This window comes from Roseomonas acroporae (genome assembly GCF_023223525.1).
GTDB classification, from domain to species: domain Bacteria; phylum Pseudomonadota; class Alphaproteobacteria; order Acetobacterales; family Acetobacteraceae; genus Roseomonas_E; species Roseomonas_E acroporae.
Genome location: NZ_JALPRX010000118.1, coordinates 22,834 through 44,656 on the forward strand (window position 1 = coordinate 22,834; position 21,823 = coordinate 44,656).

Annotated in this window: 22 protein-coding genes; 16 read left to right on the forward strand and 6 right to left on the reverse strand. The window is 71.1% G+C overall.

Annotation, left to right across the window (positions count from 1 at the left end; all coding sequences use genetic code 11):
• Window positions 1-115: 115 nt before the first annotated feature.
• The 3 genes from M0638_RS23500 to M0638_RS23510 all read left to right on the forward strand — a co-directional run bounded on the left by M0638_RS23500 (window position 116) and on the right by M0638_RS23510 (window position 3,929).
• On the forward strand, window positions 116-2,017 hold the full coding sequence (locus M0638_RS23500; protein WP_248669393.1) for a flavin-containing monooxygenase: 1,902 nt from the start codon (window positions 116-118) through the stop codon (window positions 2,015-2,017).
• A 122-nt stretch (window positions 2,018-2,139) separates the two neighbouring features.
• Complete coding sequence (locus M0638_RS23505; RefSeq protein WP_248669394.1) at window positions 2,140-3,057, forward strand: hypothetical protein; 918 nt, start codon at window positions 2,140-2,142, stop codon at window positions 3,055-3,057.
• Between the two features lie 14 nt (window positions 3,058-3,071).
• The gene (locus M0638_RS23510) at window positions 3,072-3,929 is read left to right on the forward strand and encodes an MBL fold metallo-hydrolase (protein WP_248669395.1); all 858 of its coding nucleotides are present in this window, start codon (window positions 3,072-3,074) and stop codon (window positions 3,927-3,929) included.
• Window positions 3,930-4,094: 165 nt separating this feature from the next.
• Here M0638_RS23510 and M0638_RS23515 read toward each other — a convergent pair whose 3' ends face one another.
• The 5 genes from M0638_RS23515 to M0638_RS23535 all read right to left on the reverse strand — a co-directional run bounded on the left by M0638_RS23515 (window position 4,095) and on the right by M0638_RS23535 (window position 8,626).
• Window positions 4,095-5,186 (reverse strand): LLM class flavin-dependent oxidoreductase, encoded by a 1,092-nt coding sequence (locus M0638_RS23515; protein WP_248669396.1) that lies wholly within the window; start codon window positions 5,184-5,186, stop codon window positions 4,095-4,097.
• Window positions 5,187-5,216: 30 nt separating this feature from the next.
• Window positions 5,217-5,966: an ABC transporter ATP-binding protein gene (locus tag M0638_RS23520; RefSeq protein ID WP_248669397.1), complete on the reverse strand. Its 750-nt coding sequence runs from the start codon at window positions 5,964-5,966 to the stop codon at window positions 5,217-5,219.
• A gap of 62 nt (window positions 5,967-6,028) precedes the next feature.
• Window positions 6,029-6,853 (reverse strand): ABC transporter permease, encoded by an 825-nt coding sequence (locus M0638_RS23525; RefSeq protein ID WP_408903663.1) that lies wholly within the window; start codon window positions 6,851-6,853, stop codon window positions 6,029-6,031.
• 50 nt (window positions 6,854-6,903) lie between these two features.
• Window positions 6,904-7,887, reverse strand: a complete 984-nt coding sequence (locus tag M0638_RS23530; RefSeq protein ID WP_248669399.1) for a Bug family tripartite tricarboxylate transporter substrate binding protein — start codon at window positions 7,885-7,887, stop codon at window positions 6,904-6,906.
• A 319-nt stretch (window positions 7,888-8,206) separates the two neighbouring features.
• The gene (locus M0638_RS23535) at window positions 8,207-8,626 is read right to left on the reverse strand and encodes a hypothetical protein (RefSeq protein ID WP_248669400.1); all 420 of its coding nucleotides are present in this window, start codon (window positions 8,624-8,626) and stop codon (window positions 8,207-8,209) included.
• Between the two features lie 243 nt (window positions 8,627-8,869).
• Here M0638_RS23535 and M0638_RS23540 point away from each other — a divergent pair, with 243 nt between their 5' ends.
• From M0638_RS23540 to M0638_RS23595, 13 genes are all read left to right on the forward strand, one after another.
• Window positions 8,870-10,150 carry an acyl-CoA dehydrogenase family protein gene (locus tag M0638_RS23540; protein ID WP_248669401.1) on the forward strand — a complete coding sequence of 427 codons (1,281 nt, stop codon included), beginning with the start codon at window positions 8,870-8,872 and terminating at the stop codon, window positions 10,148-10,150.
• Between the two features lie 11 nt (window positions 10,151-10,161).
• Window positions 10,162-11,226: an alpha/beta hydrolase gene (locus M0638_RS23545; RefSeq protein ID WP_248669402.1), complete on the forward strand. Its 1,065-nt coding sequence runs from the start codon at window positions 10,162-10,164 to the stop codon at window positions 11,224-11,226.
• 53 nt (window positions 11,227-11,279) lie between these two features.
• On the forward strand, window positions 11,280-12,272 hold the full coding sequence (locus M0638_RS23550; RefSeq protein WP_248669403.1) for a Bug family tripartite tricarboxylate transporter substrate binding protein: 993 nt from the start codon (window positions 11,280-11,282) through the stop codon (window positions 12,270-12,272).
• Window positions 12,273-12,382: 110 nt separating this feature from the next.
• Complete coding sequence (locus M0638_RS23555; protein WP_248669404.1) at window positions 12,383-12,907, forward strand: flavin reductase; 525 nt, start codon at window positions 12,383-12,385, stop codon at window positions 12,905-12,907.
• A gap of 72 nt (window positions 12,908-12,979) precedes the next feature.
• Entirely contained in the window at window positions 12,980-13,990 is a 1,011-nt protein-coding gene (locus M0638_RS23560) for a tripartite tricarboxylate transporter substrate-binding protein (RefSeq protein WP_248669405.1), read from the forward strand.
• A gap of 36 nt (window positions 13,991-14,026) precedes the next feature.
• Window positions 14,027-15,301, forward strand: a complete 1,275-nt coding sequence (locus tag M0638_RS23565) for an acyl-CoA dehydrogenase family protein (protein ID WP_248669406.1) — start codon at window positions 14,027-14,029, stop codon at window positions 15,299-15,301.
• Window positions 15,302-15,522: 221 nt separating this feature from the next.
• Window positions 15,523-15,645: a hypothetical protein gene (locus M0638_RS28955; RefSeq protein WP_282572251.1), complete on the forward strand. Its 123-nt coding sequence runs from the start codon at window positions 15,523-15,525 to the stop codon at window positions 15,643-15,645.
• Window positions 15,635-15,850 carry a hypothetical protein gene (locus tag M0638_RS23570; protein WP_248669407.1) on the forward strand — a complete coding sequence of 72 codons (216 nt, stop codon included), beginning with the start codon at window positions 15,635-15,637 and terminating at the stop codon, window positions 15,848-15,850. The genes M0638_RS28955 and M0638_RS23570 overlap by 11 nt, the downstream gene beginning before the upstream one ends.
• Window positions 15,847-16,665 carry an SDR family NAD(P)-dependent oxidoreductase gene (locus M0638_RS23575; RefSeq protein WP_248669408.1) on the forward strand — a complete coding sequence of 273 codons (819 nt, stop codon included), beginning with the start codon at window positions 15,847-15,849 and terminating at the stop codon, window positions 16,663-16,665. The genes M0638_RS23570 and M0638_RS23575 overlap by 4 nt, the downstream gene beginning before the upstream one ends.
• Before the next feature lie 13 nt (window positions 16,666-16,678).
• The gene (locus tag M0638_RS23580; RefSeq protein ID WP_282572256.1) at window positions 16,679-17,437 is read left to right on the forward strand and encodes an SDR family NAD(P)-dependent oxidoreductase; all 759 of its coding nucleotides are present in this window, start codon (window positions 16,679-16,681) and stop codon (window positions 17,435-17,437) included.
• A gap of 54 nt (window positions 17,438-17,491) precedes the next feature.
• Entirely contained in the window at window positions 17,492-18,475 is a 984-nt protein-coding gene (locus tag M0638_RS23585) for a tripartite tricarboxylate transporter substrate-binding protein (protein WP_248669410.1), read from the forward strand.
• 408 nt (window positions 18,476-18,883) lie between these two features.
• Window positions 18,884-19,774: an intradiol ring-cleavage dioxygenase gene (locus tag M0638_RS23590; protein WP_248669411.1), complete on the forward strand. Its 891-nt coding sequence runs from the start codon at window positions 18,884-18,886 to the stop codon at window positions 19,772-19,774.
• A gap of 22 nt (window positions 19,775-19,796) precedes the next feature.
• Window positions 19,797-21,557 (forward strand): FAD-dependent oxidoreductase, encoded by a 1,761-nt coding sequence (locus M0638_RS23595; RefSeq protein WP_282572252.1) that lies wholly within the window; start codon window positions 19,797-19,799, stop codon window positions 21,555-21,557.
• A 174-nt stretch (window positions 21,558-21,731) separates the two neighbouring features.
• Here the strand turns inward: M0638_RS23595 and M0638_RS29275 are convergent, their stop codons facing one another.
• The gene (locus M0638_RS29275; protein ID WP_282572009.1) at window positions 21,732-21,821 is read right to left on the reverse strand and encodes a DUF3297 family protein; all 90 of its coding nucleotides are present in this window, start codon (window positions 21,819-21,821) and stop codon (window positions 21,732-21,734) included.
• Window positions 21,822-21,823: the final 2 nt, after the last annotated feature.

The following is a 21,823-nucleotide window of genomic DNA, read 5'->3' on the forward strand; positions in this document are numbered from 1 at the left end:
CCGCGCAGCCCCGGTGCCGTCTGCGCAAAGACACGGCCCGCCCCATCGTCCGACCATGCCGCCGCGCCGCCGGCCGCTGGCGGCGGACGAAGCACAAGGAGGGGAGGGAAGGCCGGTGACGGACGCAGCCGAGACCGTGGCGCTGTTGGAGGGGCATCTCCGCGCCGGGGCGGAATTGCCGGTCCTGCTGATGGCCACGGCGCATCTGACGGGCGACCACTCGCTCCTCACGCCCGGCCGGAAGCCGGGCGTCGTGTTCGGCAAGCTGCGCTGCGAGGTAGCGCCGGCGGAGCGGGAGTCCATCCTCGCCGACTGCGCCGAGCGCCTGCGCGCCTTCCTCGCCGCCGGCGCGCCGGTGCCGCCGCTCACCTTCGACGTGCTGCACCGCATCGCCGCCTGGGCGGTCGGCAAGGAGATCGAGCCCTTCGTGCCGCTGCTGGCCGAGGAGATGGTGCTGGGCGGGCAGGATCCCCGCCGCCCCGGCTGGTCCAAGGCACGGATCGCGCCGGACCGTCCCTTCAGCGTCGGCATCGTCGGCGGCGGCGAGAGCGGCATCATCGCCGCGATCCGCCTCGCCCAGGCCGGCATCCCCTACACGCTGTACGAGAAGAACGACGCCCTCGGCGGCACCTGGCTGGAGAACCGCTATCCGGGCTGCCGGGTGGACATCAACAGCTACGTGTACAGCTACGCCAGCGCGCCCGCCGTCTGGCCGGAGTATTTCGGGCAGCAGCCCGACGTGCTGGCCTACCTGCAGGATGTGGCGCGGCGGCACGGGGTGGAGGAGCAGACGCGCCTCGGCTGCGCGGTGCGGGCCGCGCGCTGGGACGAGGCGGCGTCGGCCTGGGAGCTGCGCCTCTCGCAGGGTGGCGACGAGGTGGTCCGCACGCACCAGGCGGTGATCTTCGCCGTCGGCCAGCTCAACCGGCCCGCCTTGCCTGACATCCCCGGCCGCGACGAATTCGCCGGCCCCGCCTTCCATTCCGCGCGCTGGGACCATGCCGCCGATCTCGACGGCAAGGATGTCGGCGTCATCGGCACGGGGGCCAGCGCCTGCCAGTTCATCCCGAAGCTCGCCGAGCGGGCGCGCAGCGTCCGCGTCTTCGCGCGCACCACCACCTGGCTGCTGCCGACGCCGGAGCTGCACGAGGCGGTGCCCGACAGCGCCCGCTGGCTGATGGCGAACCTGCCCGCCTACCAGCAATGGTACCGCGCCTCCATGCTGATGATGCAGGGGCCGGGGCTGCTCGACCGGATCACCCACGATCCGGCCTATCCCGCCTCGGAGACCGCCATCTCCGAAAGCAACGACGCGCTGCGCGCCTCGCTGCAGGGCTGGATCGAGGCGCAGATCGCCGACCGCCCGGACCTGCGCGACGCGCTGATCCCGGACTCGCCGGTCGGCGCCAAGCGCATCCTGCGCGACAACGGCGCCTGGATACGCGCATTGCGCCGCGACAACCTGCGCGTGGTGCGGACGCGGATCGAGCGGATCGTGCCGGACGGCCTCGTCACCACGGACGGGGAGCACCACCGGCTCGATGCGCTGATCTACGGCACCGGCTTCCAGGCGGCGCGCTTCCTGCACCCGATGACGATCACCGGCCGCGGCGGCGCGGACCTGCACGCATGCTGGGGCACGAACCCGCGCGCCTATCTCGGCCTCACCGTGCCGAACTTCCCGAACATGTTCGTCATGTACGGGCCCAACACCAACCTGGTGGTGCATGGCGGCAGCATCATCCTGTTCTCGGAGCTGTCCGCGAAGTACATCCTCGGCGCGCTGCGCTGCCTGCTGGAGGACGGGGCGAATTCCCTCGAGGTGCGGGACGGCATCCACGAGACCTACAATGCGCGGGTGGACGAGACGAACGCCCGGCGCGCCTGGGGCTGGTCCGGTGTCAGCAGCTGGTACAAGAACAGCGAGGGTCGGGTGACGCAGAATTTCCCCTTCACCATCGCCGAGTACTGGCAGCGCACCGACCGGTTCGAGCGGGGCGAGTACCTGATCCGATAGGAAGGGCCCGCCGCCGTGTCCCCCGCCCGGCGCGACACGGCGGCGGGCGGGAAGCGCCAGGGCGGCGCGCGAAGGACCGCCCGGAACCGGCCATGCCGGCAGGAAGCAGGGGAAACGGCGTGATGCAGGCGGATTCGGAGACTCTCGGCCCGATCGCTGACAGGGACACGGATCCCGCGGACGCTGCGACGGCGCCCGAGCCGATTGCCGAGGGGCTGTCCCTGCTCGGCGGCAGCGTCACCATCGACGAGCGGCTGTCCTGGTACCCGGCGGCGGAGGCGGGCCACCACCTTCCCTTCAACAGCTACCTGCTGGCGGATGCCGGCAGCCTGCTGCTGCTGGAGGGTGGCGTGCCCGCGGTGTTTCCCGCGATCGCGGCGCAGCTCGGCAGGCTGGCCCGCGCCGGGCAGGGGCCGACGCGGCTGGCGGTCACGCGGAACGAGCCTGACTGCGTCGCCAACATTCCCGATCTGGTACGCCTGACCGGGCTGCGCACCGTCCATTCTCCCGGCCTGCTGAACACCCTGCAATTCTTCGCCGCCGACACGGAGGCGCTGCGCGAGGGGAGCTTCCTCGACACCGCCACGGAATTGCAGATGCTGGATTTCGGCGTGGAATGCGCCCGCGTCGCGCCGGGGGACACGGTGCCGGTCTCGGCGCGCCGCCGGCTGGAGGCCATCCAGGCGCCGCTGCGGGTCCTGCCGACCGTCTGGTACCACGACCGGGTCAGCCGGACCCTGTTCTGCTCCGACAGCTTCACCGACGAGACGGCGGCCACGCCCGGCCAGCGGCTGCTCTCCGACGTGGCGCCGCACGACGCGCTGGTCGCGCGCTGCCTGGAGAATTTCGCGCTGAAGTTCGACTGGCTCGCGCGCAGCCGGCTGGCGCCGATCATCGACCAGGTCGAGGCGATCTTCGACCGCCACGACATCGAGGTGCTGGCGCCGAGCCGGGGCCTCGTCATCCGCGGCGCGGCCGCGGTCCGCGCCAAGCAGTCGGCGATGCTCGCCGCGCTCCGGCGGCTCGAAGCCCGCCATTGAGGAGAAGATCCGCCATGTCCGACGCCGTTGCCGAGGGGTGCGCCGGCGATGCCGCGCCCGCCACCAACCGGATGGACTATCACGGCTTCTCCGCCCGGCAGTTCACCGACAGCGCCTACCTGCTGACCGGCTGCTTCCACATGCGCATGTACGGCCGGGAATTCCACACCCATGCCTCGGCCTACCTGCTGCGCGGCAGCGCCGGAGCCGTCCTGATCGACACCGGCCATGCCAAGGACGGGCCACGGATCGAGGCCTTCATCCGCTCCGTCGTCGGCGACGAGCTGACCTACATCTTCCCGACGCACGAGGAATACCCGCATGCCGGCAATCTCGGCGCGCTGCTGACCGCCTTCCCGAAGGCGACGGCGGTGGGGGAGGTACGGAACCTGCACCTGTACCACCCCGGGCACGCCCGCGCCGGCCGCTTCCGGCAGATGCGCACGGGGGAGACGCTGTCGCTCGGCGACCGCACGCTCAGCGTCCTGCCCGCCCTCGTCCACGACCTGCCGGCGACGGCCTGGGCGCATGACGACAGGGACGGGCTGCTCTTCGTCTCCGACGCCTTCGGCTTCTCGCACTACGCGACCGACCAGTGCGCGCTGCTGACGCGCGAGATGCCCTTCCGGCCGACGCTGGAGGATACGAGGATGGTCCTCGACCTCGCGCTCTACTGGGCACGCTTCGCCGACAACCACCCCCTCGTCGCGGATTTCCGCCGGATGCTGACGCGTTATCCGACGACCATGATCTGCCCGGCGCACGGCAACGTGGTCACCGAGGTCGAACAGCTCACCGCGCTGATGGAGGAGGCACTGCTGGCCAACGGCATCACCCTGCCGGCCGGGCGCCCGGCAGAGAATGCGACGTGAGGCGAACGATCACCGCCCGTCTTTGGCTGAGCCGAGTTCGGGGTGGTGAGCGCGGGTGGGGGCGAGGCGCCACGCATCGGCGGCCACTACCTCAGCCGCGGCGCACCCTGGAGAAACTGATCGCTGCGGCAGCAGCGCCCGGCGTGGCGTTCCCGGCGGCATCGGTTACTCCGCCGCCACGGCCTGCGCCGCGCGCTCGGCCACCAGCCGGCGGGCGATCGGCAGCAGCTCGCGCCCGTAATCGACCGCATCCTCCAGCGGGTCGAAGCCGCGGATCAGGAAGGTGGTGACGCCGAGCGCGTGGTAGTCGAGGAAAGCCTGCGCCACCTGCTCGGGCGTGCCGACCAGCGCCGTGGTGTTGCCGCGCGCGCCGGTGGCGGCGGCGATGGCGGTGTAGAGCCGCCCCTCCGGCCGGTCGCCCAGCGCCGCCGCCTCCAGCAGCCGGCGGGAGCCGACATTGGGCGGCTCGCGCAGCGCCGGGCCGAGCGCCGCCTGGCCGCGCACCGCGCGGATGCGGGCCAGGATGCGCTCGGCGCGCGCCCAGGCGGCCGACTCCGTCTCTGCCAGGATCGGGCGGAAGGAAAGGCTGAAGCGCGGGCTGCGCCCGTGCGCGGCGGCGGCGGTGCGGACCCGGCCGGTGATCTCGCGCACCTGCGCCTGCGTCTCGCCCCACAGCGCGTAGACGTCGGCGTGGCGCGCGGCGACGCGGATGGCCGCGTCCGAGGCGCCGCCGAAGTAGATCGGGATGCGCGGCTGCTGCCGCGGCCGCACCGCCGGCGAGGCGCCCTCGAAGCGGTAGAAGGGGCCGTGATGGTCGGAAGGGCCCTCGGCCGCCCAGACCTGGCGCAGGATGCCGACATACTCGTCGGTGCGTCGGTAGCGCGCCTCCTTGTCGAGATAGTCGCCGTCGCGCCGCTGGTCGGTGTCGTCGCCGCCGGAGATGACGTGGATGGCGGCGCGCCCCTCGGTGAGCTGGTCGAGCGTGCCGAAGGCGCGGGCGGCGGTGGTCGGCGCCTGGAAGCCCGGCCGGTGCGCCACCAGCAGGCCGAGCCGGTCGGTGGCGGCCCCCGCATGGGTGGCGATCTGCAGCCCGTCCGGCCCGTCCGAATGCCAGCCGATCAGGATGCGGTCGAAGCCGCCCGCCTCGTGCGCCCGCGCGGCCTCGCGGACATAGCCGGGGTCCACCGCCGCGCCATGTGCCGGGTGGATCTCCGACTGCTGGCGCGGCTGGATCATGCCGATGAATTCGAGGCTCATGCCGGCTCTCCGGGCAGGGTTGTCGTCGCTTCAGGCCGCCAGCGCATGCCCGTCCTCCTCGACGCCGAGGGCGTTGAGCAGGCGCGCGCGCAGCGCGGCGAACTCGGCGCCGGCATGGCGGCGCGGCCGTTCCAGCGGGATGGCCACCTCGGTGGCGATGCGCCCGGCCTCCAGCACCACGGCGCGGTCGGCCAGCAGCACGGCCTCGTCCACGTCGTGCGTCACCAGCAGCACGGTGCAGCGGTGTCGCTGCCAGAGATCGGCCACCATGGCCTGCATGCGCAGCCGGGTCAGCGCGTCGAGCGCGGCGAAGGGCTCGTCGAGCAGCAGCAGCTCGGGCTCGCGCACCAGGGCGCGGGCGAGGCCGGCGCGCTGCGCCTCGCCGCCCGAGAGCGTCAGCGGCCAGGCGTCCGTGCGGTGCGCGAGGCCGACCTCGGCCAGCGCCGCCAGCGCCCGCCCCTTCGGGTCCGCCCCGCGCAAGCCGAGCGTGACGTTGCGCAGCACGCGCTTCCAGGGCAGCAGGCGCGGGTCCTGGAACACCACGGCGCGCCGCGCGGGCGCCGCGACCTCGCCCTGCTCCACCGGGTCGAGCCCGGCCAGGGTGCGCAGCAGCGTCGTCTTGCCCGAGCCGCTGCGCCCGAGCAGCGCCAGGAACTCGCCCGGGCGGATGTCGAGGTCGAGCCGGTCCAGCACCGCCGGGCCGCCGAAGCGGCGCGTCAGGCCGCGGATGCGCACGCCGGCGGCGTGTTGCCGCGCGATGGCGGGGGTGACTGCGTTCATGGCATCCGCTCCGGTGCCGGCGTCGAGGAGGAGGGCGTGGTCGACGAGACCGTCGCAGCAGATCATGCCGTCCCCCGCAGCAGCACGGGCCGCCAGGACAGCGCCCGGCGCTCCACCCAGCGCACGAGCTGGTCGGCGGCGAGGCCGAGCACGGCATAGACCAGCAGGCCGACGATGATGATGTCGGTGCGCAGGAATTCGCGCGCGTCCATCATCATGAAGCCGATGCCGGCGGTGGCGTTGATCTGCTCGCCCACCACGAGGCTGAGCCAGGCGACGCCGAGCGCGTAGCGCAGCCCGACCAGCGCCGAGGGCAGCGCGCCCGGCAGGATGACGTGGCGGATCAGCTCGCCGCGCGAGAGGCCGAGCACCGTCGCCGCCTCGACCAGGCGCGGATCGACGCCGCGTATGCCGGCGAACAGGTTGAGGTAGATCGGGAAGGCGCTGCCGAGCGCCACCAGCGCGATCTTCGGCGTCTCGCCGATGCCGAACCACAGGATGAACAGCGGCACCAGGGCGAGGTGCGGCATGGTGCGCACCATCTGCAGCGGCGCGTCCACGATCTCCTCGCCGCGGCGCGACAGGCCGGCGACCAGCGCCAGCGCCGTGCCGGCCACCACCGCGATGCCGAGCCCGGCGCCGACGCGGGCCAGCGAGACCAGCAGGTTGTGCTGCAGCTCGCCCGAGGCCACCAGCTCGACGAAGCTCCTGGCGATGGCCGAGGGCGGCGCCACCAGCCGCGAGGAGATCAGCCCGAGATCGGAGGCCGCCTGCCAGAGCAGCAGGATGACGACCGGCGAGACCAGCCGGCGCAGTCCGGGCGGGAGGCGGGGGCGGGGCTTCGTCGCCGGCCGGTCCGGCAGGGCGGAAAGGATGGCCTCGGACATCATGCAGTCTCCATGGGCGAGGGCTTCGAGGCGGCTTGCGGGGTGCGCGCTCACGCGCCGCCCGTGATGCCGGCCTCGCGGATCAGCCGCCCCCAGCGTCCGGTCTCGGTGGCGAGGACGCGGCGTGCCTCGTCGGGTGGGCCGTAGCGGCCGGTGACGCCGAGGTCGCGCAGCTTCGCGAGCACGCCGGGGTCGCGCAGCGTCGTGGCGAGCGCACCGGAAAGCCGTGCGACCGCCGTGTCGGGCGTGCCCGCCGGCACGTACCAGCCGGCCCAGGAGGTGGTCTCGAAGCCCGGGAAGCCGTTCTCGGCGAGGGTCGGCAGGTCGGGCAGCGTGGCGAGGCGTTCCAGCGAGGTGACGGCGAGCGGGCGCGTCTGCCCGGCGCGCATCGCCTGGACCGCCTCCAGCGCGGCGCTGAACATGCCGTGGGCGCGCCCGGCCTGGATGTCGAGGATGGCCGGCACGCCGCCGCGGTAGGGCAGCAGTTCGCCGCCGAGCCCGGCCTGGCGCCTGAACAGCTCCCAGGTCAGGTGGGTACCAGTGCCGAGGCCGCTGGTGGCCATGTTCAGGTGCCCGCCGCGCGCTTTCGCCCAGGCGACGAATTCCGCGACGCTGCGCACCGGCAGGTCGCGGTTGACGTGCAGGATGTAGGGCGTGGTGGTGGTCAGCCCGACCGGCGCGAAGGCCTCCAGCGGGTTGGCCGGCTGCAGCTCCGGCTGCAGGTTCGGCAGGATGGCGAGGGTGATGCCGCCCGAGAGGATCGTGTAGCCGTCCGGCCGCGCGGTCGCGACATGCGCGTTGGCGACCGCCGAGCCGGCGCCGGCGCGGTTCTCGATCACCACGGGCTGGCCGATCTGTTGCGCGACGAGAGAGGCGGTCAGCCGCCCCACCGTGTCGACGATGCCGCCGGGCGGGAAGGGGATCACCAGGGTGAGCGGCCGGCTCGGAAAGCCCGCCTCCTGAGCGATGGCGGGAATGGCGAGGGAGGGCAGGGCGGCGGCGCCGAAGGCGCCCAGCAGGGTACGGCGGCGCATGGGCCGTTCTCCGTCGGATGGCGGTGCGGAAGGTGGATGGGGGTCAGCCGCAGGCCGTACAGCCGCTGCGGATCCCGCGCGGGCCGCAGCCCTTGGGACGGAGTGACGGGGTCATGGACATCACGATAGCCGCTTTATCACCATCGTCAAATGTGATTTACCTGAATTAACGAATTTTCCTGCACCAATCCGCCTGCCCGACACCCGCGTGTCGGGCACGATCCGCAAGTCGGCTCAGGCACGATAAGCCGAAGGGAACGGAACAGGCTGAGGAAAAGCCAAACGCCGAACTGCGATGTGCAATTGATTATGGATCATTTCAGATAGTGAAAATGGGCTGCGCTGTCGTCGAGGCCACCGGCTGACAAGGAACGCATGCACCATGGCCGAGGTCGGCGCAGAGCAGGGCCTGCGGCTCGAAGCGCTGTGCGGGATCACGCAAGAGCACCCAGCGGATCGGCACGACGGGCAGGCCGGCGTGACGCCAGACGGCGGTACCGGTACGGATCTCCACCACCTTGTCGCCCGCGCCGTACCAGTCGGCCACCGTCACGCGCTGCCAGGCCGTCCGCGCCTCGGCCACCCGGATGGTCAATGTCGGCATCGGCAGGTTCAAGCGCGCGATCGGCGGCATGCCGCGGCCGCGCACCGGCAGCAGGCGGATAACCGAGGTGGCGATCGCCGTCGCTGCGCTGAACAGGATGCTCGAGCCTGGACGGCCCGAGTATGTCCGCGTCACCTGGTCGAAGCACCCCACCGGCATGTGAGGTCGGGGCCCGTGATTCGCAGACCACGATCCCGCGAGATGGGGAAGTTCGTTTGTGCTCCTACGATAAATCCGCCGAGGCTCCTTGCTTGACAGCGGTTCATCACGAGTCCTATCGTCCATCAAACGGGTCACTGTATCGTTGTGCGGCGTCAGGCGGAATCTGTGGCCGATAAGCGCCGAGCCGGAAAGGCTCGGCAGGGAGAAGGCTCGGCTATGAAACTCGCTCTTGCCGGACGTGTGTCGCCCCCGACCGCCGCCATTCTCCAGGTTCCGGAGCCTGGGCTGACACCGCGCGATCTCCTCGACCGCGCCATCTCGCTCCGTCCCGTTCTCCGCGCGCGCCAGGAAGAACACGAGGCCCTGGGAACCTACGCCGAGGACGTGCACGACACGTTCGAGCGAATGGGCTTCTACCGAATCACCCAGCCGCGCCGCTTCGGCGGCTATGAGTTCGGCCTGCCGGTCTTCTTCCGCACGATGATGGAGATCTCACGCGGCGATCCCGGCGTGGGCTGGTGCCTCACCCTCGCCGCCTCGCACGCCTTCCTGCTCGCCTCGCACTGGCCGGAACAGGCACAGCGCGAGCTGTTCGGCGTGACTGGCCACTTCGTCGCTCCACACCGCGCCCAGCCGCTGGGCACCGCCACGCCCGTGCCAGGCGGGCTACTCATCCAGGGGCGCTGGAACTACGCCTCGGGCGTGCCGCACGCGACGCATTTCATCGGCACGGCCATGCTCCGGAAGGAGGACGGGACGCCCCCGTCTCCCGTGCTCGTCGTGGTGCCACGCGGCGGTTACGAGGTGCTGAAGGACTGGGGTGGGGACGAAATCCTGGGAATGCGTTCCTCCGGCTCCAATACCGTCCTCATCGAGGGCGCGGTCATCCCCGCGCACCACGCCGTGCCCTTCAACGCCCAGTTCTGCCGGCCGGAGGAGATGGCTGACGGTACGCCCGGCACGCGGCTGCACGGCAACCCGATGTATCTCGGCCGCATCATGGGGCCGTACCACGCCTCGCTGGTGTCGGTCGTCGTCGGAGCGACCTGGGCTGCCATCGACGAGTACGAGGCCCTGATCGGCCGCATGAAGACGCTGGCCGATCCCGCCCTGCTGCGGGCGGATCACCATGACGTCCAACGCACGCTCGGCCTCGCCCTCGCGCGCGCCGATGCGGCGGAGGCAATCCTGGTGCGCACGCTCGAGCGCTACATGGAGATGTGCGAGCGCTGGGCGGAAGACGGCACCCCGATCAGCGTGGAGGAGAACCTGCGTCTCCGGGCAGCGCTGCAACAGGCCGGCGCCATGGGGGTGGAGACGGTGGAGATGCTGCTGCGTTCCGCCGGCGCCTTCACCACCAAGAAAGGCAACCGCCTCCAGCGCTATTTCCGGGACGTGATGATGTACCGTACGCACAGCTCCGCCCAGTGGGAGGAGTTCGCGACCTATGTCGGGCGCGCCCATCTCGGCAAGCCCATCGGCATGCGTGGCCTGTAGGAGACGCGGCCATGGACGGGGCACGGATTCCGCCCGGCCCGCTGGTCCTGGCGGACCAGGGCTTCTTCTGGGTCGGTGTCGAGCGGCAGCCGCAGCCCTACGGGCTCGTCGCCGCCGGGCAGATGTTCGTGGGCTACCAGATCCCCGCGGAACGGCGCCACGCGCTGCCCGTCGTCATGGTCCATGGCGGTGGCGGCCAGGGGCTCGACTATCTCGGCACCCCTGACGGGCGCCCGGGCTGGGCCACCTTCTTCCTGCGGCGTGGCCATGCGGTTTACGTCGTGGACCGCACGGCGCTCGGCCGCTCGCCCTACCACCCGGATCTCAACGGTCCTCTCGGCCGCCCGCCGGGCTACGAGTTCATGCGTGACCGCTTCGTGGCGCCGGAACTCTCGCCGGAATCCTACCCGCAGGCGCGGCTGCACACGCAGTGGCCGGGCGGCACGGCGGTCGGCGATCCCGTGCTCGACCAGTTCATGGCAGGGCAGGGACCTTCCGTGGCCGACCTGGCGCGGGTGCACGCGGACATGCGCCGATGCGCGGCCGCCCTGCTGGATCGGATCGGCCCCGCGGTCCTCGTCACCCATTCCGCCGGGGGGCCCTTCGGCTGGCTGGCGGCCGACGCACGGCCCGCGCTGGTGCGGGGCATCGTCGCGGTGGAGCCGCAGGGACCCGCCTTCGCGGAGACGCCCGGCGGGCCGCTCTCCTGGGGCCTCACCGCCGTGCCGCTGCTCTTCGATCCGCCGGCAGGCGCCCCGGAGGAGCTTGGCCGCCTGCTGCGCCGGGCGCCCCGCCCCGACCTGCAGGATTGCTGGGTGCAGGCGGAGCCCGCCCGGCAGCTTCCCAATCTGCGCGACTTGCCCGTGGCGGTGGTGACGGCGGAGGCATCCTGGAAGGCGCAGCAGGACCACGGCGTCGTCGATTTCCTCCGTCAGGCTGGCGTGCCCGCCGAGCACATCCGCCTGGAGGACCACGGGCTGCACGGCAACGGCCACATGATGATGATCGAGCGGAACAGCGATGACGTCGCTGCCCTGGTCGCGGACTGGATCGAGTGCCGCATCGGCGCCGCGTGATGCCGGCCCACAGGGCGGGGCAACCGTCCGGGGCATGAGGGGGAGGAAGGGTGATGGAGCCTGCGACGACGCGTCGGGCGCTGCTGCGCGCCGGTATGCCGCTGGGGCTGGCCTGGCTCGGTGGCCCCCGGGAGGCCGCCGCGCAGCTGATGGACCGGCCGGCGCGGCTGATCATGAATTTCTCGGCCGGCGGCGTGATGGACACGGTGGCGCGGCTCTACGCGGAACGGCTGCGGGGGATCTACGCGCCCCAGGCCATCGTCGACAACCGCCCCGGCGGGGCCGCGCGCATCGGCGTGGAGATCGCGAAGGACGCGCCGCCCGACGGCAGGGCCTTCCTGATGACGCCCGAGACGATGATGGTGCTCTACCCCTTCATCTACACGCGCACGCTGCGCTACGACCCGCAGCGCGACTTCGTGCCGGTGACAGGACTCTCCTCCTTCGGCTTCTCCTGGCTGGTGGATGCCAACCACCCCGCGCGCAACTTCGGGGAGTTCGTGGAATGGGCGCGGCGGCAGCCGGAGGTCTATTACGCCACGCCGGCGGCAGGCTCCACACCGCACTTCCTCTCGGTGATGATGGCAAGGGCTCTGGGTTTGCGCCTGTCGCACGTACCCTACCGCGAGACCGCCATGGCCCTCGCGGATCTGAACGGCGGGCGTATTGCCGCCTACGTAACGGTGATCGGCACCGCGGCCGAGCAGCACCGTTCCGGCCGGATGCGCGCGCTCGCCATCACCATGCCGCAGCGTGTCCCGACCCTGCCGGACGTTCCCACCTTCGCCGAGCTCGGCTTCCCGCAGTTCACGGCCGACGAATGGTACGGGATCTTCCTGCCCGCCGGCACGCCAAGGCAGTTCGTCACCGGGCTGCACGACGCCATTGCCAGGGTGAGTGCCTTGCCGGAGATGCAGGCGGCCTTGCTGAAGCTCGAGCAGTACCCCGTCAGCACGACGACGGAGCAGTTCGTCGCGCGTCTGCAAGCGGAGCGGGATCGCTGGGGACCGGTGGTGCGGGAGTCCGGCTACGAAGTCGCCGACTAGAGCGGTTCGCCGTAGGCACGGACCACGCGGTCTCCTCCGGATGAGCCGGGCGAAGGCCTGACCGTGTGCGTCGGGGGCTTCGGGAAGCATACCGATGGCATGAGAGGGTGATGGGCAAGATGATCGACGCCGCGGCTTTCCGGAACGCGATGGCGCAACTCGGCGCGGCAGTGAACGTGGTGACGACCGATGGGCCGTCAGGCCTTGCCGGCGTGACCGCGAGCGCCGTGTGCAGCGTAACCGATGCGCCGCCCACCCTGCTCGTCTGCATCAACCGCGGCAGCAGCGCCCACCCCGTCTTCGAGCGGAACGGTGTCCTCTGCGTCAACACCCTTGCCGCGCACCAGGACGGGATATCCGATCACTTCGCCGGGCGCTCGGGCCTTTCCGGCGCAAAGCGTTTCGAAGGGATCGACTGGCAGCGGCTTCTCACCGGCGCCCCGGTGCTCGCCGGGGCCGGAGCCGCCTTCGACGCGCGCATCGTGAAGCGCGTCGAGCACGGCACGCACAGCGTGTTCTTCGCGGAGGTTCTGGCCATTTCGCCGAGCGCTCCGGACACAGGGGGCCTGATCTACTACGGCCGACGCTACCACCCGGTGGGTCATCTGAGGCGGCAGCAGCCGAAGATGGCATGAACCGACCATTGCATCTTGACGCGCCGCTAATGTCGCTGTAGTGTCCGCATAACGATACACTGCATCAAAATAATGCTCGGCAACGAAGCGCCGAAGAAGAGGAAACATCTGGTGACCAAGATCGGACGGCGTGCCGTGCTTGGCCTTACCGCTGCCGCCATCGCGAACGTCGCGCGGGCGCAGCCGCTGGACCGGGTCGCCCGCCTGCTGGTGGGCTTCCCGCCGGGTGGCGCGGCGGACATCGTGGCCAGGATCTACGCGGAGCGCCTGCGCGGCAGCTACGCGCAGCAAGTGGTGGTGGAGAACCGCCCCGGCGCCGCGGCCCGCCTCGTGCTGGACGCCGGGAAGGCCGCCGCGCCGGACGGCGCGACGCTGGTCTTCACCCCCGAGAGCATGCTCACGATCTATCCGCACATCTATCCGCGCACCCTGCGCTACGACGGGACGAAGGACTTCGTGCCGGGCGGCGCGACCTCCTCCTTCGGCTTCGCATTCGTCGTGGCGCCGGACCATCCGGCGCAGGATCTGGCAGGCTTCGCGCGGTGGGCGCAGACACAGCGCGACGTGTCCTATGCCAGCCCCGCCGCCGGCTCGATGCCGCACTTCGTGGCCGAGCAGATGTCACGCAAGCTGGACCTGCGCCTGATGCACGTGGCCTATCGCGGCACCGGCCTCGCCTTGCCCGACCTCTCGACCGGCCGGCTGGGTGCCATCATCAGCGTGATCGGCGACATGGCGGAGCAGTCCCGCGGCGGCCATGTGCGGGTGCTGGCGGTTTCCACGCCGAAGCGCGTGGCCTCCCTTCCGGACGTGCCGACCTTCGCCGAGCTTGGCCATCCCGACCTGACCGCGGAAGAACTCTACACGATCCTGCTGCCCGCCGGCACGCCCCAGCCGATCGTGGAGCGGCTCGAGAGCTCCATCGCCGCCGCTTCCGCCAACCCGGAACTGCGCGCGGCGCTGGCGAAGATGGAGCAGGTTCCCGTCCTGCTTGGCTCGCAGGGCATGATCGAGCGGATCCGCGCGGAGAGGGATCGCTGGGGACCGATCGTGCGGGCAACCGGGTACACCGCCGAGGAATAGCCGTCCCTGCGGCGCACCGATCTTCAAGGAGTTCCCATGTCCATCGCTCTCGCGGACCGTCCCGCCACCCGTCCGGCGCCGCTGCCCGTGCCGGAGCCCGGGCTCACCTCTGACGAACTCGTCGCACGCGCGGTCGCGCTGCGCCCGGTCCTGCGGGATCAGCAGGCGGAGAACGAGGCGCGCGGAACCTACGGCGAGGACCTGCACCAGGCCTTCCGCAAGGCAGGATTCTATCGCATCACCCAGCCCCGTCTGTTCGGCGGCTACGAGATGCCCCTGCCGGACTTCTACCGGGTGATGGTGGAGGTCTCCCGTGGCGATCCCGGCGTGGGCTGGTGCCTGACCCTCGGCGCCTCCCACGCCTTCATCGTCGCCTCCCACTGGTCCGAGGAAGCGCAGCGCGACCTGTTCGGCGAGGATGGCGAGTTCGTGGCGCCGCACCGCGCGCAGCCGATGGGCACGGTCACGCCCGCGCCGGGCGGCTACCGCGTGAACGGGAAGTGGAACTACTGCTCCGGCATCCCCCACGCCACGCACTTCATCGGCACCGCCATGCTGGCGGACGGCGGCGCCCCGCCGCGCACCGTCCTCGTCGCCGTGCCGCGCGGTGGCTATGAGATCCTGCCGGACTGGGGTGGCGACGAGATCCTGGGGATGCGTGCCAGCGGCTCCAACAGCGTGGAGATCCGCGATACGTTCGTTCCCGCGCACTTCGTCATTCCCTTCGACGTCATGTTCGCCCGCCCGGACGGAATGCTGAACGGGACGGTTGGCACCCGCCTGCACGGCAACCCGATGTATCTCGGCCGGCTGATGGGCCCCTACCACGCCTCGCTCGTCTCGGTGGTGACGGGCGCCGCCTGGGCCGCGATCGACGAGTACGAGCGCGTTTCCGGCTTCATGAAGACCTATGTGGAGCCGGACGTGCTGCGCGCCGACCATTTCGACTTCCAGCGTCCGCTGGGCGAGGCGCTGGCGAAGGCCGATGCGGCGCAGGCGGTCCTGATGGGCGCGGCGCAGCGCTACATGGACCTTTGCCTGCGCTGGGCGAAGGACGGCACCCCGTTCACGGTCGAGGACAACCTGCGCCTCTGGACCATGCTGCAGCAGGGCGGGAAGCTGGCGGCGGAGGTGGTGGAGTCCCTCTTCCACAATGTCGGTGCCTTCGCCACGAAGAAGGGAAACCGCCTGCAGCGCTACTTCCGTGACGTGCAGATGTACCGCACGCACATGTCGGCGCAGCATCAGGCCTTCGCGACCTACGTCGCGCGTGCCCACCTCGCCCGGCCGACCGGATTCCGGGGTCTCTGAACGTCTCGCCGGCCCGCACCCACGGCCGGCAGGGGGCTTCCGTCCTCGACAAGCATGATGCCCGGAAAGGCCGATCCGATGGACCGAACGAGTGCCGGGCCGACGCGCCTCGTCCATGGCGGCGTGCCCGCGGGATCGCCGCCGGCGGGGCGCGCTCGCCGGCAGCCGGCCGGCATGAGGTGCGCGATGGGCGGGGCGGCGGGCCTGTGAGCGAGCGGCCCATGACCGAGCGGCCCATGACCGAGCGGCCCATGACCGAGCGGATCGACGGCGCCGTCGTCGCGGGCGTGGAGCCGGTCGGCCTCGTCACCGACCTGATCCTGGCGCGCGCACATGGCGCCTGATCGCTACGCCGGGCAGCGCCGTCGCGTCCTCCCGGAGGTGGTGGCGCCGACGGCGAACGGGAACAAGCGCCGCCTGATGGAATCCGATCCCGGGCGGCGGTGCGAAGACGTCGAGCGGCTGGCGCGGCTGAACGCCGACCCCGCGTTGCCGCGGGCCATGCTGCTCGCCACGCGTCGACTGGTGAGCAAGGAGGTGCCGGGATGAGAGCCACGGAGATGTTCGACCTGACCGGCCGGGTGGCGGTCGTGACCGGCGGCGCGAGCGGGCTGGGCTTGGCCTATGCGGAGGCGATGGTGGAGAACGGGGCCCGCGTCGTCCTGATGGACGTGGACGGCGCCGCCGTGGCGGCAGCGGCGCGCCGCCTCGGCGCCGGCGCGCATGGCGAGGCCGTGGACGTGCTGGACCGTGCCGGGCTGCGCGGGGCCTTCGAGGCCGTCGCGGCGCGGGAAGGCCGCATCGACGTGGTGTTCGCGAATGCGGGAATCGACGTGCCGCCCGGCTATCTCGGCAAGGACGGTACCCGGGCGACGGGCCGGGCGCTGGAGGATGTTCCCGACGAGATCTGGGATCGGATCATCGGGATCAACCTTACCGGCGTGTTCGTGACGGTCCAGGCGGCCGCGCGGCAGATGCGGGCGCAGGGCGGCGGCGGCAGCATCGTCGTGACGACTTCCGTCGCCGGGCAACGGGCGTCGCCCATGCCGGCCTTCCCCTACATGCCCGCCAAGGCCGGGGCGGCGCATCTCGTGCGGCAGCTCGCGCTCGAGCTCGCGGCCTATGGGATCCGCGTCAACGCCATCGCGCCCGGGATGATCGCCACGGCGATCGGCGGCGGCCATACGCTGACGGAAGCCGTGCAGGCGGGGGTCGCGCGCAAGACCCCGCTGCGCCGCATGGGCCAGCCGGAGGATGTGAAGGGGGCGGCGCTGCTCCTGGCCTCCGCCGCGTCGTCCTACATCACGGGAACCGAGATCGTCATCGATGGCGGGCGGATGCTCGGCCTGGCCGATCCGGGCTGAAAGGGAGCCGGAAATGGAACCGCGTTTCCAGGACAAGGCGGTGATCGTCACCGGCGGCGGATCCGGCATCGGGCGCGCCGCGGCGCTGCTCTTCGCGCGGGAAGGCGGGCAGGTCGTCGTCGCCGACCGGTCGGCGGAGCAGGCGCGAGCGACGGCCGGGATGATCACGGCAGCGGGCGGCAGGGCGCTGGCCGTCGCGGTGGACGTCGCCGAGTCCGTCCGGTGCGCGGACATGGTGGAGCGCTGCCTGGAAGCCTTCGGCCGACTGGACATCGCCTTCAACAACGCGGGCGTGGGCAGCACCGGCTTCGACCTTCCGGAAGAGGACGAGGAAGCCTGGGACCGGATCGCGGCGGTGAATCTCAAGGGCGTCTTCCTCTGCATGAAGTACGAGATCCCGGCCATGCGCCGCGGCGGGGGCGGCGTCATCGTCAACACCGCGTCCGTCGCCGGACTCGTGGGCGAGAAGGGGATCGCGACCTATGCCGCGACGAAGCACGGCGTGGTCGGCATGACCCGCACCGCCGCGCTGGACCATATCGGCGAGAACATCCGCATCAATGCCGTCTGCCCGGGCGGCACGCTGACACCGATGGTGGCGCGCTCCATGCAGCGACCCGGCGTCGCGGAACTGCGCATGGCGCGCCATCCCATCGGCCGCTTCGCGCAACCGGAGGAGATCGCGCGCGCGGCCCTGTTCCTGGCCTCCGACGACGCGTCCTTCATCGTCGGCCACGCCCTTCCGGTCGACGGCGGGCTGACTGCGCAGTGACCTGACTCAACCACCCGCACCCCTCCGAGGAGGGAGAACGGGAAGGAGGAAACCATGCTCCCAGCGCTATCCCGCCGCGCGGCTCTCGGGACCGCGGGCGCCTTTCTGCTCGCCGGTCCTGTCCGCTCCATGACCCTCGACAAGCCGGCGCGCTTCATCGTCAACTCGGCCGCCGGAACGAATTCGGACCTCGTCGTCCGGCTCTACGCCGAGCGGCTGCGCGACGTCTATGCGCCCCAGGTGATCGTGGACAACCGCACGGGCGCGGCGGGGCGGATCGGACTGGAGGCGCTGAAGGCGTCGGCACCGGATGGTGCCACCATGGCCATCACCCATGACAGCTCGCTCACCATCTATCCCCACATCTACCAGCGCACCCTGCGCTACGATCTGGCGCGGGATTTCGTGATCGTGGCGCCGCTCGGCGCCTTCTCCTTCTCGATCGCCGTCTCGCCGAGGAGTGAATTCAGGAATTTCCGGCAGTTCGCGGAATGGGCGCACGGGCGCCAGGGAGTCGCCTTCGCCTCCTCCGCCGCGGGCTCGGCCCCGCACTTCGTCGCGATGGAGATGTGCAAGGCCATCGACCTGCAGGCCAGCCACGTTCCCTACCGGGACAACGGCCAGATCATCGGCGACCTGCAGGCGCAGCGGCTCGGCTTCGCCATGCAGCTCGTCGGCAGCCACGCGGAGCTGCACCGCTCGGGCCAGCTCCGCTCCCTTGCCGTCAGCGCGGAGGCGCGCTCGCCGCTCATGCCGGATGTTCCGACCTTCGCGGAGCTGGGCCTGCCGCAGCTGACCGCGGAGGAATGGTACGTCCTCCTCGTCCCGGCCGGGACGCCGACGCCGCTGGTCTCCGGGCTGCGGGCCGCCGTGACGGCCGCCGCGGAGGATGCGGCGCTCGCGGAGGCGCTCTCCCGCGTGGGGCTCCACGTCGTGAAGGCATCGCCGGAGCAGTTGGCCGATCGCCTCCGCACCCAGACCGCGCGCTGGGGCGAGGTGGTCCGGGAGACGGGCTTCTCGGTCGAGGAGGCCCGGTAGCGCCGATGGGACCGGCCCCGGCTCCCCTGTCCGAGCCGGGCGCCGCTGCCGGCGCCGCTCGGAGCGGTGGGGCGGGCGTGGTCATCGATGGGGTCGATCACCCGGGCCGCAATGCCCGTGCGCAGTCGGCATGGCTCCACACCGCGAGCGCCGCCACCCGCCGCCACGTTCGACGCCCACCGCGCGGGACGCCATGGCGCGCATCGAGCACGCCCTCGTGCGACGCCCCGACTTCCCCGGATGAAACGACGGTGCACGGGAACGGGCTGGGTCGGGTGGCGGAACCGTCGCCGCCGGGGGCAGCCAGAGCCAACGACCGGCCGATCGAAGGGGAATCCGATCGCTGCCGGATGACAGCTCGGCACGGGCGCCGGCCGGTCCGCCGCCGAACGCCACGAGGAGAACGGGATGCGTGATTTCGACGAGAGCAACATCACGACGGCCGTGCTGGACCGTTTCGACGGCACGCCGGATCCCCGGCTGAAAGCGGTCATGCAGGGCCTGGTGCGGCACCTGCACGCCTTCGTGCGGGAGGTGGAGCCGAGCTTCGGGGAGTGGCGGCAGGCGATCGAATACCTGACGCGCACGGGGCAGATGTGCAGCGACGTCCGGCAGGAGTTCATCCTGCTCTCCGACACGCTCGGTGTCTCCATGCTGGTGGATGCCATCAACCACCGCCAGCCGGCCGGCGCGACGCAGACGACGGTGCTGGGCCCTTTCTACGTGCAGGATGCGCCGGAAGTGGCCAACGGGTCGGATATCGCGGGTGGCGCCGAGGGCGAGCCGCTGCTGGTGGAGGGCACCGTTTCCGCGGCGGGAGGTGGTCCTCTGGCCGGGGCTCTGGTGGAGGTCTGGCACTCGGACGCGGACGGCTACTACGACGTGCAGAAGCCGGAACCCGATGCGCACGCGCTCCGTGCCCGGCTGCGGACGGATGCGGAGGGCCGGTTCCGCTTCTGGTCCATCATGCCGAGATTCTACCCCATCCCCGACGATGGGCCGGTGGGTGAGATGCTCGCCGCGACGAACCGCCATCCGAACCGGCCCGCCCACGTGCACTTCATGATTTCCTTCCCGGGTTACGACACGCTGGTGACGCACGTCTTCGCGGCGGACAGCCCGTATCTCGACAGTGACGCGGTGTTCGGGGTCAAGACGTCGCTGATCAGCCACTTCGCACGGGAGACGCCGGGGACGGCGCCCGATGGCCGCGAGATGGATCGGCCGTGGCGGCGCCTGAACTACGATTTCGGCTTGAAGAAGACCGCGGTCGGCACCGGCGCCCGGCGGGTCGCCTGAAGGAAGAAGAGGGATCACGGGAATGATCGAGACGGACGTCCTCATCGTCGGGAGTGGCCCGGCCGGCTCCGCTGCCGCGCTGGCGCTGAGCACCTACGGCATCCGCAACGTGCTGGTGACGAAGTACCGATGGCTGGCGGACACGCCCCGCGCCCATATCACCAACCAGCGTACCATGGAGATCCTGCGCGATCTCGGCGTGGAGGACGAGGTGACGGCCCAGGCCACGCCGCAGGCGTGGATGGGGAACACGGTGTTCTGCACCAGCCTGGCCGGCGAGGAACTGGGCCGCATCCGCACCTGGGGCACCCACCCGCAGCGCAAGGCCGACTACGACCAGGCCAGCCCGTCGGCGATGTGCGACATGCCGCAGAACCTGATGGAGCCGATCCTGTTCGGCAATGCCTGCGCCCGCGGCACCCGCGCGCGCCTGGACACCGAGTACCTGTCCCTCGTGCAGGACTCGGAGGGCGTGACGGCCACGGTGCGCGACCGGCTGGACGGGCGGGAGTACCAGATCCGCGCCAGATACCTGATCGGCGCCGATGGCGGCCGGTCCAAGGTGGCGGAGGACATCGGCCTGCCGATGGAAGGCCGCATGGGCGTGGCGGGCAGCATGAACATCGTGTTCAAGGCGGATCTGTCCCGCTACGTCGCCCACCGTCCCAGCGTGCTCTACTGGGTGCTGCAGCCCGGCTCCAACATCGGCGGCATCGGCATGGGCCTCGTGCGAATGGTCAGGCCCTGGAACGAGTGGCTGATCGTCTGGGGCTACGATATCCACCAGCCGCCGCCCGAGGTGGATGCGCGCGTGGCGACCGAGGTGGCGCACAGGCTGATCGGCGACGACACCATCCCCATCGAGGTCACCTCCACCTCCGTCTGGACGGTGAACCACATGTTCGCCACCCGCTACGCCGAGGGCCGGGTCTTCTGCATGGGGGATGCGGTGCACCGCCACCCGCCCTCCAACGGGCTGGGCTCCAACACCTCCATCCAGGACGCCTACAACCTGGCCTGGAAGCTGGCCCTGGTGCTGAAGGGCCAGGCCGCCCCGTCCCTGCTGGAGACCTACGACGCGGAGCGGGCGCCGGTGGGCCGCCAGATCGTGACGCGCGCCAACCAGAGCATCGAGGAGTTCGGACCGATCTTCGGGGCGCTCGGCCTGCTGGACGACCGCGGCTTCGCGCAGATGCGCGCGAACATGGAGGCGCGGAAGGCGGACACGCCGGAGGCGGCGGAGCAACGCGAGGCGCTGCGCCGAGCCATCGCCTTCAAGGACTACGAGTTCAACGCCCATGGCGTGGAGATGAACCAGCGCTACCGCTCCGCCGCCGTCGTGGGGGACGGCACGCCGGAGCCCGTGTTCGACCGCGATCGGGAACTCTACTATCACCCGACGACCTGGCCCGGGGCACGGTTGCCGCACGCCTGGCTCGGGCGCGACGGGCATCAGATCTCCACCCTCGACCTTGCGGGGAAGGGGCGCTTCAGCCTCTTCACCGGCCCGACCGGGTCTGCCTGGGCGGAGGCGGCCGCGCGGACGACCGCGGAGACGGGCGTGCCGATCGAGGTCTTCGTCATCGGCCCCGGCCAGGCGCAGGAGGACCTGTTCGGTGACTGGGCGCAACTGCGCGAGGTGGGAGAGAGCGGCTGCGTGCTGGTGCGGCCGGACATGCATGTCGCGTGGCGGGCACAGGACAGCGCCCGGACCGCCGGACTCACCGAGGCGATGCTGGCTGTCCTGGGCCGTGGTGCCCCGGCCGTGAGCCGGGCGGCCTGACCATCACCCTAGAGCATTTTCAAGCTGAGCGTACTCGCTCAGCGGCTCGGAAAATGCGCCGGATCAAAGGCTAGAGCCGTTCCGGCCTGACTGTATCAGGCCGGAACGGCTCCAACCTTTTGGTTTTTCGCATTTTCCGGGTCGCTGGGTGAGTACACCCAGCTTGAAAATGCTCTAGCCCTGGTCGTCGCGGAAATAGGGTTCCACCGTGCCCTGGAACTTCATGGTCATCGGGTTGCCCTTGCGGTCCAGCGTCTTGCCCAGGG